The 18,828-nt window shown below is 37.2% G+C and carries 12 protein-coding genes; 9 read left to right on the top strand and 3 right to left on the bottom strand.

Annotation, left to right across the window (positions count from 1 at the left end):
- Positions 1–354 precede the first annotated feature (354 nt).
- The 9 genes from J5J03_RS04930 to J5J03_RS04890 all read left to right on the top strand — a co-directional run bounded on the left by J5J03_RS04930 (position 355) and on the right by J5J03_RS04890 (position 16,174).
- On the top strand, positions 355–4,194 hold the full coding sequence (locus J5J03_RS04930; RefSeq protein WP_208586778.1) for an Ig-like domain-containing protein: 3,840 nt from the start codon (positions 355–357) through the stop codon (positions 4,192–4,194).
- Positions 4,195–5,205: 1,011 nt separating this feature from the next.
- On the top strand, positions 5,206–5,874 hold the full coding sequence (locus tag J5J03_RS04925; RefSeq protein ID WP_208586776.1) for a YesL family protein: 669 nt from the start codon (positions 5,206–5,208) through the stop codon (positions 5,872–5,874).
- The gene (locus tag J5J03_RS04920; protein WP_208586774.1) at positions 5,864–6,805 is read left to right on the top strand and encodes a carbohydrate ABC transporter permease; all 942 of its coding nucleotides are present in this window, start codon (positions 5,864–5,866) and stop codon (positions 6,803–6,805) included. Before J5J03_RS04925 ends, J5J03_RS04920 begins: the two co-directional genes overlap by 11 nt.
- 18 nt (positions 6,806–6,823) lie before the next feature.
- Positions 6,824–7,663, top strand: coding sequence for a carbohydrate ABC transporter permease (locus tag J5J03_RS04915; protein ID WP_208586772.1), 840 nt, complete (start codon positions 6,824–6,826; stop codon positions 7,661–7,663).
- A 108-nt stretch (positions 7,664–7,771) separates the two neighbouring features.
- Positions 7,772–9,175 (top strand): ABC transporter substrate-binding protein, encoded by a 1,404-nt coding sequence (locus J5J03_RS04910; RefSeq protein ID WP_208586770.1) that lies wholly within the window; start codon positions 7,772–7,774, stop codon positions 9,173–9,175.
- A 92-nt stretch (positions 9,176–9,267) separates the two neighbouring features.
- Positions 9,268–11,088 carry a sensor histidine kinase gene (locus J5J03_RS04905; protein WP_208586761.1) on the top strand — a complete coding sequence of 607 codons (1,821 nt, stop codon included), beginning with the start codon at positions 9,268–9,270 and terminating at the stop codon, positions 11,086–11,088.
- A complete protein-coding gene (locus J5J03_RS04900; protein WP_208586759.1) occupies positions 11,066–12,673 on the top strand; it encodes a response regulator transcription factor in 1,608 nt (535 codons plus the stop codon). Before J5J03_RS04905 ends, J5J03_RS04900 begins: the two co-directional genes overlap by 23 nt.
- Positions 12,670–14,373: a heparinase II/III domain-containing protein gene (locus J5J03_RS04895; RefSeq protein WP_208586750.1), complete on the top strand. Its 1,704-nt coding sequence runs from the start codon at positions 12,670–12,672 to the stop codon at positions 14,371–14,373. Before J5J03_RS04900 ends, J5J03_RS04895 begins: the two co-directional genes overlap by 4 nt.
- 10 nt (positions 14,374–14,383) lie before the next feature.
- Positions 14,384–16,174, top strand: a complete 1,791-nt coding sequence (locus J5J03_RS04890) for a DUF2264 domain-containing protein (RefSeq protein ID WP_208586741.1) — start codon at positions 14,384–14,386, stop codon at positions 16,172–16,174.
- Between the two features lie 159 nt (positions 16,175–16,333).
- Here the strand turns inward: J5J03_RS04890 and J5J03_RS04885 are convergent, their stop codons facing one another.
- The 3 genes from J5J03_RS04885 to J5J03_RS04875 form a co-directional block, all read right to left on the bottom strand.
- Positions 16,334–16,861 (bottom strand): nitroreductase family protein, encoded by a 528-nt coding sequence (locus J5J03_RS04885; RefSeq protein ID WP_208586739.1) that lies wholly within the window; start codon positions 16,859–16,861, stop codon positions 16,334–16,336.
- A 99-nt stretch (positions 16,862–16,960) separates the two neighbouring features.
- Entirely contained in the window at positions 16,961–18,031 is a 1,071-nt protein-coding gene (locus J5J03_RS04880) for an ABC transporter substrate-binding protein (RefSeq protein ID WP_208586731.1), read from the bottom strand.
- A gap of 26 nt (positions 18,032–18,057) precedes the next feature.
- Positions 18,058–18,828, bottom strand: a complete 771-nt coding sequence (locus J5J03_RS04875) for an ABC transporter ATP-binding protein (RefSeq protein ID WP_208586715.1) — start codon at positions 18,826–18,828, stop codon at positions 18,058–18,060.

Raw genomic sequence — 18,828 nt, 5'->3', positions numbered from 1 at the left:
CGGTAGTTGGGGGTAATATAGATCATCATGAAGCAGATCAAAGACTATACAACTAACGGAACCATAGAATTGAATCTGAATTTAGATATCAAGTTTAACAGAAAAGCTCCTAAGGATTTTTCCTAGGAGCTTTTCTAAAAGAATAAAAAAATTGCAATAAATGAGAAAAATATTATATTCCATTTTACTATTTTGCTATCCATAATGATAAATATAATAGCTGTAAAGGAGGGATTTTGCATCAGTGGATGTAAACGTTTACTTAAAGGGTGATCGTTACAGCCAAACTTTCTAAACAATACGGTCAAGACCTTGATGTTTGAAATGCCTAATAATTAGAGAGGATGAAATATTTTGAAGCAGTCGATAAGGAAGCTAGCCTTAATAGGGAGTATTATTTTACTTTTGGTAACTACACTTAGTCCTGTTTCTACACATGCACAATATTCAGCTAATAATACAGAAGATAGCAGCGATACTATCATAAAGTTAGATCCAAGTTATCAACATTCTTCCTTTGATGGTTGGGGAACAGCATTAGTTTGGTTTGCGAATGTCACAGGTGGATGGCCAGAGGAGGTTAAGAATGAGTTAGCTGATGAGCTTTTTGGAGTAAGTGGCTTGAATTTAAATATTGCTAGATATAATATCGGAGGCGAAGATTCGCCAGAGACCGAACCATACATGCGTCTTGGAGGGGCAGTTCCAGGCTATTGGAATCGTCCAGATGAATTTGGTCCACCAGATGATGCAGATGAAGATTGGGAAGAGCAAGAGGACTGGTGGGATCCAGATAATCCTAACCATTGGGATTGGGACAAGGATAAAAATCAGCAATGGTGGTTAGAAGCCGCTAAACAAAGAGGAGCCAATTTATTTGAAGCATTTTCGAATTCACCACCATATTTTATGACAAACAGTGGATATACTTCTGGTAATTGGAATTCAGCTGAAGATAATTTACAAGAGGATCAATATGAGAACTTCGCCACATATCTTACGAGAGTGGTAGAATATTTTGCAGAAGAAAAAGGTATCTCATTTCAAACTTTGTCTCCTGTAAATGAACCTAATACAAATTATTGGGGAGCACAAGGTAGACAGGAAGGTTCACATTGGGATCCTGCATCACAAGCTAGAATTATAGAAGAGGTAAGTACAGAATTAGAAGCACTAAATTTAAAAACCGTAGTCTCAGCAATGGATGAAACAAATCCAACTAAATTTAGGGAGAATTGGTATCAATACAGACAAGACACTATAAATAACATTGGCCAAATGAATGTACATACGTACGGGCCGAGTGAACGAACTCCTATTAGAGATATTGCTAAGGGAGAAAACAAACGATTATGGATGTCAGAAGTAGACTTAGGTCCAAGTGGCATTCCTCAGGATTTTGACAATATAGAACCAGGCTTAGCTCTATCAGAACGAATCACATCAGATATTATGAGTCTTGAACCGAAAGCCTGGGTACTTTGGCAAGCAATTGAAGATCAAGTTAATATGAATGCAGAAAATGAGAATATGAACTGGGGACTAATCCATGTTGACTTTGATCCAGAGAACTTTGAGGAACTAAAATGGCACAAGAACAAAAAATATTACACCATGGCAAACTATACGAAATTCATTCGTCCGGGATTCCGAATGATTAACTCTGATAATGAAAATACACTAGCTGCCATTAATAAAGCAGATAACGAGGCCGTTGTTGTTTATACGAATACGTCAGCATCAGAGAAATCCATTGATATTGATTTATCTGGTTTCGGAGCAGTAGATCAATCTGCTACCGCATCAACGCATGTTACTTCAGCAGAGCATAATCTTGCTGAGGGCGAAACCATTAACATAGAGGAAAAGAGTCTGACAACTGCGGTAGAACCGAAATCAGTTACAACATTTGTGATCTCAGGTGTAGCTGGTGTAGATGAAGAGGATGCCTTCTTTCAAGAGAATAAGACATATAAAATAGAAAATCAAAATAGTGAAAAAGTACTTGATTTAAATGATCAATCCCTTGTTCAATATACAGCAGAACGTGAAAATACAAGTCAGGAATGGAAATTTAAGAAAGTGACAGATGGCTACACAAATAAAGAAGAATATCAAATAATTAACGCAGAAACAAATGAAGTACTGACACATCAGGATGGAGATGTGATCTTGTCACCTTATCAACGTATTGACGCGCAAAAATGGATCATTTCTACCTCTGGTAATGGTGACTATACATTGATCAATAAAGAAAGTGGTACCTTATTAGAGGTAGGTGGCCAATCGACTGAAGAAGGTGCTACAGTCGGAGTTTGGCAGGCTAATGCAGGAACGAATCAACAATGGGCAATAGTAGAAGCTGGTATAACAACTATTGATAATGTTACAACCTGGACTACTATTGGAAATGCGCCTTCACTACCAGATACAGTCACTGCTAAATATGGTGACGGTGAAAAACGGGAAGTAGAGGTTATATGGGACGATATTTCTCCTGAACAATACGATAAAGAAGGGGATTTTGTAGTAGAGGGCACTGTGGAGCAAACATCATTAAAAGCAGAGGCAGTAGTATATGTAGGTGAGATTGTTCAATTAACAGATACAAAGGTAAAGACGGTAAAAGGTATGGCACCTGAACTACCAAATACAGTAACAGCAGAGTTGTCAAGTGGTAGAGAAATCAAAGTGCCTGTCAATTGGGATGAAGTAGAAACTTCCGATTATGCAACGTATGGTCAGTTTAAGGTTAATGGCCAAGTAGAAGGGACAGGTGATAAAGCCGTTGCACTTGTGCAAGTAGCAGAAAGTGTGCTTGAAAATCTTGCGCTAAGCAATACAAATGCTGAATATCCAAAAGCAACAGCTTCCTTCACTGGTCAATGGGATGATGTTAATCGAGTAAATGACGGGGATTATTCCAGTAATCGCTGGACTAACTGGGATCCGAATGAATGGCGGGAGACAGATTGGGTTGAAATTGATTTTGGCCAAGAACGGGAGATTTCTGAAGTTAAATTTACATTTTATGATGACCAAGGTGGAACAAGACCTCCAGAATCTTTATTTTTAGAGTATTGGAATGGGTCGGACTGGGTTAAAATAGACAATTCAGATGTAGAAGTAGATGCCGAAGATGAAATAAACATTGCTTTCGACGCAATTACAACTGACAAAGTTAGAACGCAATTAACAGCTATGCCAGATACGTGTATTGCTATTGTAGAAATCGAAGTATATGGATTCGGAGAAACACCAGTAATTGGTGAAGATGCGACACTGAAAAATATTTGGATTAATCATAGAGTATTAGAAAATTTCAAGGCTGATAATTTCCGTTATGAAGTGGAAATGGAAAAAGGATCAGATATTCCGGCTGTTGAAGTGGAAACAAATGATTTATTTGCAACCTACGAAATCGAACTTCCAGAGTCATTGCCAGGGGAAGCAAAAGTTACAGTAACAGCGGAAAACGAGGAGCAAAGTAACACTTATACAATTGATTTCATGGAGAAACTAATAAATGAAGAAGAACCTGAGAATGAAGAAGGAACAGATGAAGAAAGCCCAAATGAAACTGAGGATGAGCAATCTCCTGGGCATAGTGAAAATGAGCTTCCGATTAGTACTATTAACGACTTACAATTTCTTGAGGTGGAAGCGAATCAACTCTATCAAATCAAAGGTACAAGAAGTACAATTAAAATGCCTGGTGACTTACCGCCTGATACAAAGCTTGCTGTATCAGAGAAATCGATCGAGGATACAGATCATCAAGGATTAACGCTTGCTGGAGACAGTTTTACGTTTACATTTGATTTTCCAGAAGGATCCGAGCAGCCTTCAGAACCTTATACTCTTTCATTAGGTTATGAAGAAGAGGTTCAAGGTGAAAAAGATATATATTATTACCAGGAAGAAAATGATCAATGGATGGCCCAAACTGCAAAATATGGCGAAAACCAAACATTAACCATAGATGTTTCTCATTTCTCAAGTTATGCTGTATTAGCGAATGCTTCTGAAGAAACGGAGTCGGGAATTGCTGGGGAAGAAAAGAAAGTGCAGCAAAAGGAAAAAAATGATTTACCGGATACGGCAACGAATCAATTCAACATTCTATTGGTAGGTATTTTACTATTAGTTGTCGGAATCAGTGTATGGATCATACGAAGAAAATCAATATCATAACGAAAATAGGGGCTAGCTAACGACATGTTTAGCTAGCCTCTATTTTATAAGAAAGCATATAACCATTGGTATCACAACTTTTATCACGGTGCTAATTGTCTTTAAGCCCTCGTTTCAAGCTTCAAGTAACACAAGGATAAGTTTAGGGATAACAGACGCTAACACCCTGATAAGTTTTGCTAATGATAAGCCCCACTGATCATAGTCTCTCTTTATAACTATTATTAGTGATTTCGCATGCCATATCTTGCACTTTCACAGAGCTAATAACCTAAATTTCTAGGTCTGACAAATGTTGTAGAGCAGATTTTAGCGTAGGCCGCTGGAGTGGTGGTCAAACGGTAGATATAGCGAAGTAGTTATTTTGAAATGTTATATGTGTATTGGCAACGCTCCGACTAATTACTTCGCTTTCCACGGGCACGGCCTCAACTAATTTTGCAAAGAAAAACAAGTTGCAAAGCGGATTCGACTCGTGCTATTCCCGCAGGAGTCTTTCGTAATTAGTCTCCGTTGGGAGAAGGTGCAACAATTTTTGTCATAAGTAATAGGTTGACTTTTTACAATGGACAAAGAGCAAAAATGCTTATGTAATTATAAAAGCAACCGTATTACTTCATGCTAGTGTTGTATAGCAGACCTTAACGAAGGCAGCCCATTTCCACTACTGTGGGAATTGTTTGACCTGAAGATCCACTTTTTCGAGCGGGTTTTGCTCGAAAAAGTTAGCTGAAGGCCAAACCCCACGGAAAGGGAAGTGGGCAGCCGGAGTGATGGTTATGCTGTCGAAAAAATTCATAATTACTACCAAGGCAATTGCATTCCACTTAACATTTAATGATAAGGACTTGGTGGGAGAGGAAAATGATTATGAAGTTCGTCTTACATACTAAGTAAGCAGGAATAGATGTTCATCATGAAAGTCAAATATCTATCGATAAAAGTAAAAATAGTGCTATTTTCACCAAAATGAAAGCGTTTATAATTTGGGTAAGGAAAGGGGGAAGCCATATGCAGTTTGATACATCAAGTGGTTTATTCAAAATTTGTGAATGGCTGTATCGTCTTGCATTGCTCAATGTGATAGCGATTGGATTTACCTTGCTAGGTGGGATTGTACTCGGATTGTTCCCAGCAATCACCGCTATGTTCGCATTAAATAATAAATGGATTCAAGCCGAAGAGTTTCCTGTCATAAAAGAATTCTGGAAAGCATATAAGAAGCACTTTGTGAAAAGCAATTTACTTGGAGGTCTTATAGTAGTCACCGCGATAGCCTTATACATTGATTTTGCGCTAGTTCAGAACTTTAGTGGAATGCTATATTATTTAATCCTTAGCAGCAGTTCAACAGTATCAATTTTAAGTGTTGTTGTTTTATTATATGTCTTTAGTTTCATGATTACATTTCCGGGATTAGGCTTGATCAAACAAATGAGAAGAGCTATACAGCTGAGTACACTATTTCCAATACAAACGATCTGGATGGGGCTGTCATTAGTTAGCTTTCTTTTTATCTGTTGGGTGATTCCTGGGTTTTCTTTCTTATATTTAGGAAGTGGTTTAACCTTTATTGCCATGTATTTTAGCAATTACGCTCTGAAAAGGTTGGACAAGTACAACATGTCACCATCCCAAAAGACAATTTTAGAAGAAAGAGGTGTTTTTCATGGCGAGTAACTCCGTTTCAACAACAGAGGAATTACATCAATCGAAAAAAACAAGAAAATCAAAAATCGAAAAAAGTGAAAATCTCGTTGGTTTATTATTTGTTTCGCCAATGTTACTAGGAATATCTGTTATAGTTTTATTCCCAATTGTTGCCACATTTATCTTAGCTTTCGCAGATTGGAAGTTTGTCACCGGGATTGATCAGTTACAATGGATTGGATTTGATAACTTTATCGCCTTAACAAATGATGAGAAATTTATAAAATCTGTGATCAATAATGCGATCTTCATTTTTACTGTCCCGATCACGATGATATGTGCGCTTTTCTTAGCGATCATTATTGATAAAAATGTCTATTTAAAAAGTTATTTTAAAGTAGCCTTTTTTATGCCGTACATTTCAAGTGTTGTCGCAATCGCTGTTGTGTGGCAGGTGCTTTTTCATCCATCTCAGGGACCTATTAATCAAGTATTAATGACATTGGGAATTGAGAATCCGCCAACATGGATTTCTGACCCTAATTTTGCGCTTATTTCGTTAATGATTATTCATATTTGGATTTCGATTGGTTTTAGCCTGATAGTCTATATTGCAGGATTGCAGTCGATACCGAAAGAATTATATGAAGCTGCTGATATTGATGGTGCCAATAGTTGGTACAAATTTAGAAATATAACGTTTCCGTTAATATCGCCAACATCATTCTTCCTGCTAATTACAGGCATTATTGCTTCCTTTAAAGTGTTTGATCTTATAGCTGTGTTAACAGAAGGTGGACCGCTAAACTCAACGACAATGCTGGTATGGCATTTATATGAAAGAGCGTTCCTTGATTTAGATGTTGGTTATGCTTCTGCGATAGCTGTTGTATTGTTTTTATTTGTATTTTCGATCACAATTATCCAATGGATCGGACAGAAAAAATGGGTGAATTATTAAGAGAAAGGATGTGTTTGGATGCAAAGGCAAAGAAAATGGGACCCCAAGAAAATTATCAGTACGATTATCTTATTCTTTTGTAGTATAGCATTCTTATTACCATTTATCTGGATGCTATCAACGTCATTAAAAATTGAAGCGGATGTCTTTAAATACCCTATTGAATGGATTCCATCGAGATGGAACGCGGTAAGCAATTATCAGGAAGTCTGGTTTGGTGATCATCCGTTTTATTTATATTATTGGAATTCGATTAAAGTTGCTGTTTGCACTACTTTAATATCCGTAGTCGTATCATCGTTAGCTGCTTACGGTTTTTCAAAAGTAAGATTTCCCGCAGGAGCATGGCTATTTATGATTGTGCTGGCAACATATATGGTGCCTCCACAAGCAAGTTTGGTACCTCAATTTATTTTGTATCGTTACTTAGGGCTGTTTGATACCCATATTGGTTTAATACTATTAGGTAGCTTTAGCGTGTTAGGAACCTTTATGCTTCGGCAGTTTTTTATAGGTATTCATAATGACTTTATCGATGCAGCCAAAATTGATGGTGCAGGACATTGGCGGATTTTTTGGCGAATCGCTTTGCCAATTGTAAGACCAGCAGTCGCAACATATGCCATTCTTCGTTTTATCTGGACGTGGAACGATTATCAAAATCCGTTAATTTTCCTACGTACAGATGCATTGTATACGATTCAATTAGCGATGCAAAAATTTACAACTATAAATGGCAGCTTTTATACTTTGATAATGGCAGCTGCCGTATCAGCTATTTTACCACTTTTAATTGTCTTTATCTTAGGTCAAAAACATGTAATTGATGGTATTGCTTTAGGTGGAGTAAAAGGGTAAAGTAAAAAAAGTGTTGTCAGAGGTAAAAATAGTGATATGTATGCTGAAGAGTATTTTGTTAGCATCAATAGTGTAAGGGTTTTCAATAAAATTACAGGGGGTATGAAAATGAAAAATAAGTTACTGCTCTTATTATTAAGTATGACATTATTCCTCGGTATCTTGGCAGCTTGTAGCAGTAGTGAGGACGAACCAGCTACAAGCTCTGATTCAGAAGAAGATAATACCGAACAACAAGCAAGTGATAATGAAGGCGAAGAAGCGAGCTCTGACGAACCAGTGAAAATCATGTTCCATACGCATGGCAATGAAGCATCCTATAACTGGTCGGAAACCATTCCAGCATTTGAAGAAGAACATCCAAATATTGAAGTGGAGCTAGTCATTTTAAGTGAAAAAGGGGACACAAATGAAGCACTACAGAAATTAGACCTTGCAGCGTCCTCGGGCGAACAATTAGATGTGTTGATGTTTAGTGATCCTGCTTCTTATGCGCAACGCGTTGACTTAGGTATGGTTGCACCGATTGATGAATTTATTGAAGAAGAAGGATATGATGTAACAGAGGAGTACAAAGTAAATACACAATTGGGAGATCAGTATTATGCCCTACCAGGTAAATTTAACCCATGGTATGTATTAGTCAACCAAGACCATTTAGATGAAGCAGGCTTAGAAATGCCTACAGATTGGACTTGGGATGAATTTGCAGACTATGCCAATCAATTAACAACAGATGAACATTATGGAACGTTTTTCCATGGACCGCAAAATGGCGGATGGATGGAATATTTAAAATTAGCTTTAGCAAGTAAACCAGAGGAAACGGAACTACTAAAAGCGGATGGAAGTTCTAACTTTGAGGATCCAATGTTTAAGAAGACACTAGAGCTTCGTTGGCAAATGGAGAAAGAAGATCAATCAGCTACACCATATACAGACATAATGTCTCAACAATTACACTATCGCGATACCTTCTTTAATCAAGATGCAAGTCTCGTTATGATCGGTAGCTGGATGAATACAGAACTTGGTGGTACTGATCAGTTCCCTCTCGATTTTAATGTAGGAATAGCACCATATCCGAAAAATAATCCAGATGACGAAGGTGGCTATACACCAGTTACAACCGACTATATGGCTGTCGCTTCTAATTCTGAACACAAGGAAGCAGCTTACGAGTTCATTCGTTGGTATACAACGGAGGGTCAAATCGTTCAAGGCAAAAATATTCCTTCTTGGAATGGTGTAGGTGATGATGAATTAGAGAATATTGTCGATATTATTTTAGACGATACTAATAATCCGGAGAAAGTTGATAAAGAGGCACTTATTTCCGTATTACAAAATTCAAAAGCATCTAAACTAATTCCACCGGCTCCGTACCAGGCAGAAATTTATCAGATGGCAAATGATGAATATGAGAAACTAATTTATGAAGAACAAAATATCGATGAAACGGTTGATGCTATGCATGAGCAAGCTCAGGAAATCATCGAAAACAATCAATAATCTTGAACTGACTTAGTTAAAGCGTTTACAATTAAAGTAAGGGACGTTGATTCCGTTGTCCCCTGACATTCTTGTATTAGAGGAGGATGATGATGTGGACTGATTACCGGAGATTAACGTCTCCTTCTTTTCGTTCCAAAGTATTTCTCGCATCTTTTATATGTATTGGGATTCCCGTATTAATGACATTATCAATATACAGCTACTTAACGAGAGATGCAGTAGAAGAACAAGCAATGCAAAATGCAAAGAAAGAGCTTGATTTAACCGAAGAAAATGTTGCTAGAGTAATAGATGATGTGATTAATGCTTCTAACTTTGTTCAGATTGATTCAGAATTGAATACGATCCTGAAGAATAAATCGAATCTAACCTTTAATGAAATCGACAATCAGAGTTATACGGAATATTTAGAAGACCGTCAAGTACGGAAAACGATTGAAAATATAACGTTGTTAGGCGAAAAATCCTATGTAACGATATTGTTGAAAAATGGCCAGTACTATACGAATTATTCTACCGGACAATTTGATCCTAATTCATTCTATCAAGAGCAATGGTTTCAGGAATTGAGTTCATTAAATGGCTTTGAATCTTACTGGTCTGGTGTGGAACCAACGATGCTGTCGTATGAACGAATCCAAAGTCCATATCAACTATCTGTTGCCAGAACGTTACGTGACAGTAACAGTAGCATTTATGGATATGTCATTGTCACCTTACTGGAAACTAAGATTCGAAATATTTTAAACAACCAGAACCCATCTGAGGAAATCATGCTTATTGATGACCAAGATCAAATATTATCCCATAAAGATCCCGAACTGATAGGTGAACAAGCAACCATATTAGCAGATATCCCTTTAACGGATAGTTCGCAAATAGCAGAATGGAACGGAAAAAAATACGTGATGACCCATAAATCATTAACATTTAATGATTGGAGATTAGTATCCGTTATTCCATATAAAGCGGCTACTTCCAATATTAATTCGATTTTCTCAGAAGTATTTTTATTATTAGCTGTTTCCTTTGCAATATTTTTCGTTTTCTTAGCATATTTAATGAACAGAATTACCAAACCATTAAGACATTTGGATAAAGTGGTGAAGAAGGTACAAACAGGTGATTTGAGTGTCCGAGCAAACGTAAACAGTCATGATGAAATTGGTCAATTCTCTCAATCGTTGAATCATATGCTCGATCGAGTCAATACGATGATTGATGAAGTAAATCAAACGCATAAAAGAAAACGAAAAGCAGAATTGGCAATGCTTCAGGCCCAGATAAATCCACACTTTTTGTTCAATGTGTTGAATTCGATTCGCATGAAAGTTTTTACGTTTGGTGATAAGGAAAGTGCCGGCATGATTCAGTCTCTTTCTAAATTGTTACGCTGGACCATTGATAATAAAGAAGATCAAATCACCTTATTCGATGAAATAAGTTTAATGAAAGATTACGTTAATCTAATGAATATGAGACAGAGAAATAAAGTAGTATTAGAGGTAGATGTAACAGACAAAGCCTATCAGCAACTCGTGCCAAGATTTTTATTACAGCCTTTGATTGAGAATTCAATTATTCATGGTCTGAATCAAGGATCCGGTCAAATTGTCATCAAAGCGGATGTAAACGATGAGGTGCTTCAACTTAGCATACATGATAATGGAGTAGGGATTAGTCCACAACAATTAGCTAAATTGAATCAGGCATTACGTTCATCCACAACGACAAAACGTTCGAATACGGGATTTTCGAGTATTGGTATGGCAAATGTATATGAACGATTGCAGCTTTCTTATCGCGTGAGTCCAGAAATGAACATAGATAGTGAGTTGAAGGTAGGTACAATGATAACGATAAAGATTCCTTTAGGTGGTGAAGGTCATGTACAAAGTCATGTTAGTTGATGATGATTATCCAACAATTGAGTTTTTATCTGAAACGATTAATTGGGAGAAGTTAGGATTACAATTATGCAGTACACATGAGAATGGGTTACATGCCTTTCAATATGCGAAAAAAGACATGCCTGATATTTTAATTACGGATATAGGAATGCCAAAGATGGATGGCATCGAGCTTACTAAAGAAATGAAAAAATGGAATCCTAATATTCAAGTAGCAATCATCTCCTGTCATAACGAATTTTCTTATGCTCAGCAAGCGATTAAATTAGATGTCCAGGACTATATATTAAAGGAATCACTCAATCCAGAAGATCTTGAAGAGGTTTTAATAGCTTGTAAAAGGCGATTGGATAACGATACTTCCAAAGTAATAGAAGTAAAACAATTAAGACATAAAGTGAAAATGAATTATGATATCGAAAATCAAAAACTATTGCGACAGCTCATGCAAGGCTCTTCCAGTAAATTATTGGTAATGCTCGATCAAAGTGTGCCATATATTCCTGTATATTTTTATGTAAATGATTATTATCAAGTGAAGAAAAACTTTATTTCGGATGATACCTTACAATTTGCAATTTATAACATTATGAGAGAAATAATCAATAAAAAAGAAATGAATAAGATTTTATGTATTCATTATGAGCAAAATAAAGGTTTTCTCTTCTATCCTGATTACTTAACCATCAAATATGATATTTTCGGAGAGTTACGTGACTTATTGAAAGAGTTACAACATTCGCTGAACCATTTTTTAAATATACAAGTAAGCTTCTTGATAGGAAATAAAACGGATGTGAGTTTATTAAAATCAGCAATTATCTCTTTAGTGAATAGTGAGAAACAGATTTTTTTCACTCGTAACCATACCATAGTGAATGCAGAGGAAATAACTACCACTTATCATGGACAAGAGATTTTTCAATATTATCAGGATGTGGCAAACGAATTGAAAAAGGCAATGTTCCAACGTGATCTTGTGTTGTTCAAAGAAAACTTGTCCAAATGGATAGAATTTTGTATTGCAAAGCAGTATGAGCCAAAGGTTGTTAAAGAATGGTTTCTCCGAATGATTTTAGACTTGAACATAAGATTGCGAACGATTCCGTATTTTCAATCTAATTACCATGTGGAGTCCATACAGGAAGAGATTTTTCTATTAGATACGATATATGAACTGCGCGACTGGCTGAATAACTATGCCGAAAAATGCCTAAAAGAAACGACACAGCAATTAAAAAACAACTATCATCAAGATGTTGTTAATGCTTGTTATTATGTTGCTGATAATATTGAGAAAAAATTATCCCTAGATGAAGTGGCAGAATATTTATATTTAAATGCTAGTTATTTTAGCAGACTTTTCAAAAAAGAAATGCAGATTACTTTTGTAGAATATGTTAAACAGAGAAAAGTAGAGAGGGCTAAAGAGTTATTGGAATTAACCAATGACTCGGTTGGACAAATATGTGCACAACTCGGTTACGATAATCAAAGTTATTTTATTAAAATTTTCAAAAAACAGGCAGGGTGTACACCACTAGAATATAGATGGCGCAAATGGAATGGAGCTAAAGTGAAATGAATACAGGATGGAGAAACAGCGTTATAGCACAGCTAGAGAAAGATGCCGAGTATTTTCTGCACACGCGAGCAGATAACATCAATTTTGATACGTACCGGCAATTTATGCGAAACGGCGATCGGCAAAGTTACGAAGCACAGTATTTTCTGCGGCGAAAAAGATTAACGACATTTGGTTTACTTCACTACCTGTACCCAGAAGTGAAAACGTATATAGCTGCGTTTGAAAATGAGATATGGCAAGTGTGTAATGAATTTACGTGGTGTTTGCCTGCACACCTAGACAGACAATTCGAAGAACAAGATTATAAAAGATATCGACAAACCGATCAATTGCAATATTCTGTTGACCTTTTTGCGGCAGAGACAGCTTTTACACTAGCCGAGCTTATTGATCTATTTGATGAACAACTGGATGATTTTCTAGTAGAGAAGATGAAAATTGAGATCGATCGCCGGGTGTTCACTCCTTTTCTAGAACGTTCCTTTCATTGGGAGAAAGCCACACATAATTGGGCATCTGTCTGCGGTGGATCTATTGGAGCAGCAGCGTTATATATTCTAAACGGTGATCGTAGACAAAGCCAAATAATCAATAGAGTGGTCCAAACGATGGAATATTATTTTACAGGGTTTGAAGATGACGGTGCTTGTACAGAAGGCTACGGCTACTGGCAATATGGCTTCGGTTATTTTGTCTATTTCGCTGATCTATTAGAGCGTTTCCTTAACATAGATTTCTTCACCCGTCCCAAAGTAAAAGCGATTGCTTCTTTTCAACAAAAAATATTTTTGGCTGGCAATTACGTAGCCAACTTCTCAGATGCCGAACCAACTGCTGCTCCGATGCTTGGATTCAGCCATTTTTTGCATAAAAAATTCCCCGAAGTACATGTACCACAAGAGAGTGTGGCGTTGACAAATGTTGTTGATCATTGTGGCAGGTGGGCACCTGCTATCCGCGAGTTAAGCTGGTATGACCCAAATCTCAAAGGAAGGGAATGGCCACAGGGGAACTATTTGATGGAACATGCCTCTATCTTTTTATCGCGAATCGACCAATATGCATTTGCTTGCAAGGCTGGTCATAATGACGAACCACACAACCATAATGATATCGGACATTTTATCCTTTATGGTAATGGATATGTGTTTTTGCGAGATTTAGGATCTGGTGAGTATCATAAAGATTATTTTAGTGATAAACGCTATCAATTTATCTGCAATAGTGCAGCAGGTCATTCCGTTCCTGTTATTAATGGAGTCTATCAACAAGAAGGTGCACAATTTTCTGGTGAAATCACTCAAATCAGAGAAAGCAGCGGTAATGACGAGCTTGCATTAGATTTAAGCGATGCATACACAGAACAACTACAATTTATTCGCAAGTTTAATTGGGATAAATCAGATAGACCAAAGTTAGTAGTTAGCGACGAATTTGCATTTGAGAGGGAACCATCTTCTTTGGTGGAATCTTTTATTGCAGCGGATCTTCCTTTTGAACGGCAAGAAGATAGAATTTATTTAAAAGGCGATCAGGAAACATTGGAAATAACGTTTGATAAAGATAAAGTACAATCCAGTGTGGAAAGGAAAAGTTTTCGAAATCATCAGGGTAAAATCGAATATTATTTACACATATTATGCGAAGTTATCAGCCTAGATAAAGATATTACACTTCGATTTGAATTTAAGTTTTAGGAGGAACATGATGTTGCAGCAGAATCCTTTACGTTCGAAAAAAGATTTAGAGAAAGTATTACTAGATATGTGGGCACCGCTTGAGCCACATTATGATCAAACAAACTCACGGATAAGAGTGGGGCAGACAGCTGCAGCCTACTCGGGAAATGTAGCGGGACTTGAATGTTTTTCAAGAGTTTTATGGGGAGCGGCACCTTTCCTTGCATCTAGTGGCCGTACTGCTTTATGGTCGAAACATTTGCAAGGAATTATTAATGGTACAAATCGAGAAAGTGAAGGTTACTGGGGCGAAATCCATGACTATGACCAGCGTATTGTCGAGATGGCAGCTTTCGGATATGCCTTGTGTCTAGCTCCGGAACAATTTTGGGAACCATTAAGCGAAGATCAACAAGAAAATCTGGTAAACTGGTTATCTCAAATCAATCAGCACGCTGCCCATGATTGTAACTGGTTATTTTTCGCAGTGATCGTGAACATCGGTTTGAAACAAGTTGGAGCACCTTACGATCAAACAACCATTGAACAAAATTTAAACAGGATTGATGATTTTTACTTAGGTGAAGGTTGGTATAAGGATGGCGAAGTAGCTCATGTCGATTATTACACACCTTTTGCACTTCATTATTATGGATTATTCTATGCTACCGTCATGGAAAAAGATGACCCTGAACGTGCGAAGGTCTATAAAGAAAGAGCTATTTTGTTCGCAAGGGATTTTCTCCACTGGTTTAGTGAGGATGGACGGGCACTTCCATATGGACGTAGTCTAACCTATCGATTTGCCCAATGTTCGTTCTGGAGTGCTTATGTCTATGCGGGTTTGGAAGACATTCCTTTAGGTACTGTCAAAGGAATCATTCTCAGACATTTTCGCTACTGGTGTAAACAAGATATTTTTCTGCCTGATGGTACTTTATCGATTGGCTATCATTATCCAAATCTTTTTATGGCAGAAAACTATAATGCACCAGGCTCACCGTATTGGGCATTTAAATCTTTTTTTCTATTAGCTTTGCCTGAGGATCATCCTTTTTGGCAAGTGGATGAGCAGCCAATGCCTTCGCTGCCAAAATCAAAACGACTTGCAAAAGCTTCCTTATTAATCAAACGTCATGACGAACATGTTGTAGCTTTTACTTCTGGTTATAAGCACACAAATGCTCATACTCATACCTCTGCTAAATATGAGAAGTTTGCTTACTCGAATTATTTTGGTTTTAGTGTACCGCGAGGAGAGTGGGGACTGGATCAAGGTGCCTTTGATAATATGTTAGCAATCAGTGAACAAGATCATTTGTATCGTGTTAAGAGACAAGTCATGGAAAAAAAGGTGGAAAATGATTATATCTATATGAGGTGGGCACCGTGGCAAGATGTTGTCATCCACACATGGATCATTCCTGGATTACCTTGGCACGTACGTATTCATGAAATTACCTCCAAACGACCACTCGACATAGCTGATGGAGGCTTTGCACTTGGATTAACAGATTCCGAAAATGATTTAGATGAAAATGCAGTGGTAACAGAGCATGGCAAAGTATCAGCTCTTGCTCTTACTGGAGGAGCTGAATATAAGCATATTTTTCCAAATGCCAATACGAATTTGATGCAGAAACGGACCGTAATCCCAACACTAACGAAATCATTAAACAAGGGAACTCATCTATTTATGCATGCCTTTTACGGATCACCGACACAAGCGAAAGCAGAGTTGCCAAGATTAGAGAACGGGATCATTTATCTAGAAGACAAAGAGTGGAAATTGGCTGATTTAATAGAGAAGCGGGGATAATCCCCGCTTCTATTGATATAGTTGCCAGTAAAAGGTCCAGAGTTGCCAGTAAAATCAAAAAGTTGCCAGTAAATGTTCTTGAAATCATAGTCACGCATGAATGTGAAGTTACGGTAAGTGTAAAAAGTTGAGAAAGTAAACTGTCAAAACCAACAATCATTAATCCCCAAAATATTCATAATGTACCATTTCTTCTTTTGGTATATGCTTTTTCGGTGGTTTTGTCTCAGCTGGATAACCAAGACCGATGATGGCCACTACTCGTCGATCTTCAGGAATAGCTAAGACTTTTCTGGCATGACTTTCACGTTTCTCTGATTCTTCTGGATCTTCAGCGTGATAGATGGCGCCGAAAGCACCAACTAATCCTTGTTCTACCGCTGCTAGCCAGCAATATCCGGCTGCAATCGAACTGTCCTGTAACCAATACTTACTAATATCCGGTCGACCCGTGATTGCAATAGCAGCTTTAGCGTCGGCAATCCATGGCATAAATGGTGTGGTGTCTTTTAGAGCAACTAATTTTTCTGAATCAGTGATAACGATAATATCTTTGGATGGTAAATTATTTCCTGTAGGAGCAAAATAGGTAGCATCAACTACTGCTTCCAATACTTCCTTATCAATCTCACGATCTAGGTATCTTGTAATTTCTCTTCTGTTTTTAATAGCTTCTAATACGTCCATACAATCCCTCCTACTCCATTTACTAATTAATGTTTATTACATTCTATCAATAATTTCCTGTAATAACCATTTATTAGATTGAAATAGGAAGGGGAATTATTATTCTTCATATGTTCCAATTAAATCTAGTGCTTCCTCAACAAGCGACATATCAATAATTTGATCGAAATCTAATTCTCCTTGAATCGCACCATTTTCTTTGTAGAATTGGTATTGTTTTTCGACATCTTCTTCAAAAATGTAGCCATTTGGGTTTAAGCCAGTTACACCGACTTCTTCCCATAGCTTTTCATCTTTAAGTGCTGTGTGATTGGCCATAATAGAGATAACTTCACCGTCGTCATCGTTATCCTTTATAAAGACGTCATGGTAATCACGAACTCCTCTTAAGTATGCTGCCATAAATCGAACTGCAACATCTCGTCGTTCTGTTAAAAATTTTGGTGAACCTAAAACCATTGCAATTTGAGCCTCCGGAGCATAGTCTGTTGCATCGTGGAAACGCTGGTGTATGCCTTGGTTCTCCCCTTGTGTAATAAGAGGTTCAATCTGTAAAGCAAGATCTATTTGTTCATTTCCCATCGCAGACATCATATTACCAAAGTCACTCATCAAGACAAATTCTACTTCATCTGGAGAAACCTCGGCATGTTTCAGCATTTCATTGTAAATATAATGATCAACACCGTTTTCTGTGGAAACAGCAATTTTTTTACCTTTTACATCAGAATAAGCTTTAATGTCATCTTTTAAATCTTCTCTTACAACAAAGGTAAAATAGGAACTGCCTTGATTGTTATGACCTTTGTCAGCAATAAAGCGAACATCAATACCTTGTGCGATTGAATTGAAGAAGGAAGCAGAAGATATACCTCCGGCTACATCAACTTCACCAGCTGCAACAGCAGGCAACATTTCATCACTGTTGCCGAAAGTTGCGAATTCTACTTCAATGTTATACTCCTCAAAATAACCTTTATCCTTAGCGATGTAAAAGCCTGCTCCAGAAGCAGATCCATCCTCTGCGATTACAACTTTGGCGCTTTCTTCAAGAGGTGTTAAAGAATCAGAATTTTCGCCGTCATTTTGTTGACCGGAACCGGATGATTGACAACCACTTACAACCAAAAACGCAGCAACTGCCATAATTGAAAATAGAAATTTTTTCATTGTTATTCCTCCATTACAATTACTCACTATAACCTGGCTTGCTTTACTTCATTTTGTAGATGCTCCCATACATCTAAGAAAATGTCTGTCATGGCTGAATCGGATCGCACTTTTTCAATTGACCGTGATCGTTCCATTTCAATGTTAATGTCTTTCACAATTCTTCCGGGTTGTGAGCTCATTAGCAAAATTCGATCACTAAGCAGTAATGCTTCATCAATACTATGGGTGATAAAAAGAACCGTTTTCTTTGTTTCCTGCCAAATCGAAAGTAATTCTTCTTGCAAAATGAATTTGTTCTGTTCATCTAAGGCTGCAAATGGTTCATCCATTAACAAAATTTCCGGGTCATTCGCAAAAGCACGCGCAATACTAACTCGCTGCTTCATACCGCCAGATAGTTCTTTCGGATACAATCGTTTGAAATTAGTTAAACCGACTTTATATAAATAATATTCAGTGCGCTCTTTTATATAAGCACTTGGTAAATGTCTCATTTTTAACCCGAATGCAACATTTTCTTCCACAGTGAGCCAAGGAATAATTCCATTCTCCTGAAAAACCATCGATTGTAACGGCTTTTCTTTATCTTTTTGGTGAATCATTACTTCACCAGAACTTGGTTTTTCTAAATTAGCTAAAATTCTAAGTAAGGTTGTTTTTCCACAGCCACTTGGACCTAGTAAACAAACGAATTCCCCTGGTTGAATCGATAATGTGATGTCCTGTAAAGCTTCAATAAACTTATCTCGTTTAATAAATTTTTTCGAAAGCTGATTAATCTCAATTTTTGACAA

The sequence above is a fragment of the Gracilibacillus suaedae genome, assembly GCF_017599345.1.
In the GTDB taxonomy this organism is placed as follows: domain Bacteria; phylum Bacillota; class Bacilli; order Bacillales; family Amphibacillaceae; genus Gracilibacillus; species Gracilibacillus suaedae.
The sequence above is the reverse complement of the archived record's forward strand: the minus strand, read 5'-3'. Positions and strand labels throughout refer to the sequence as shown.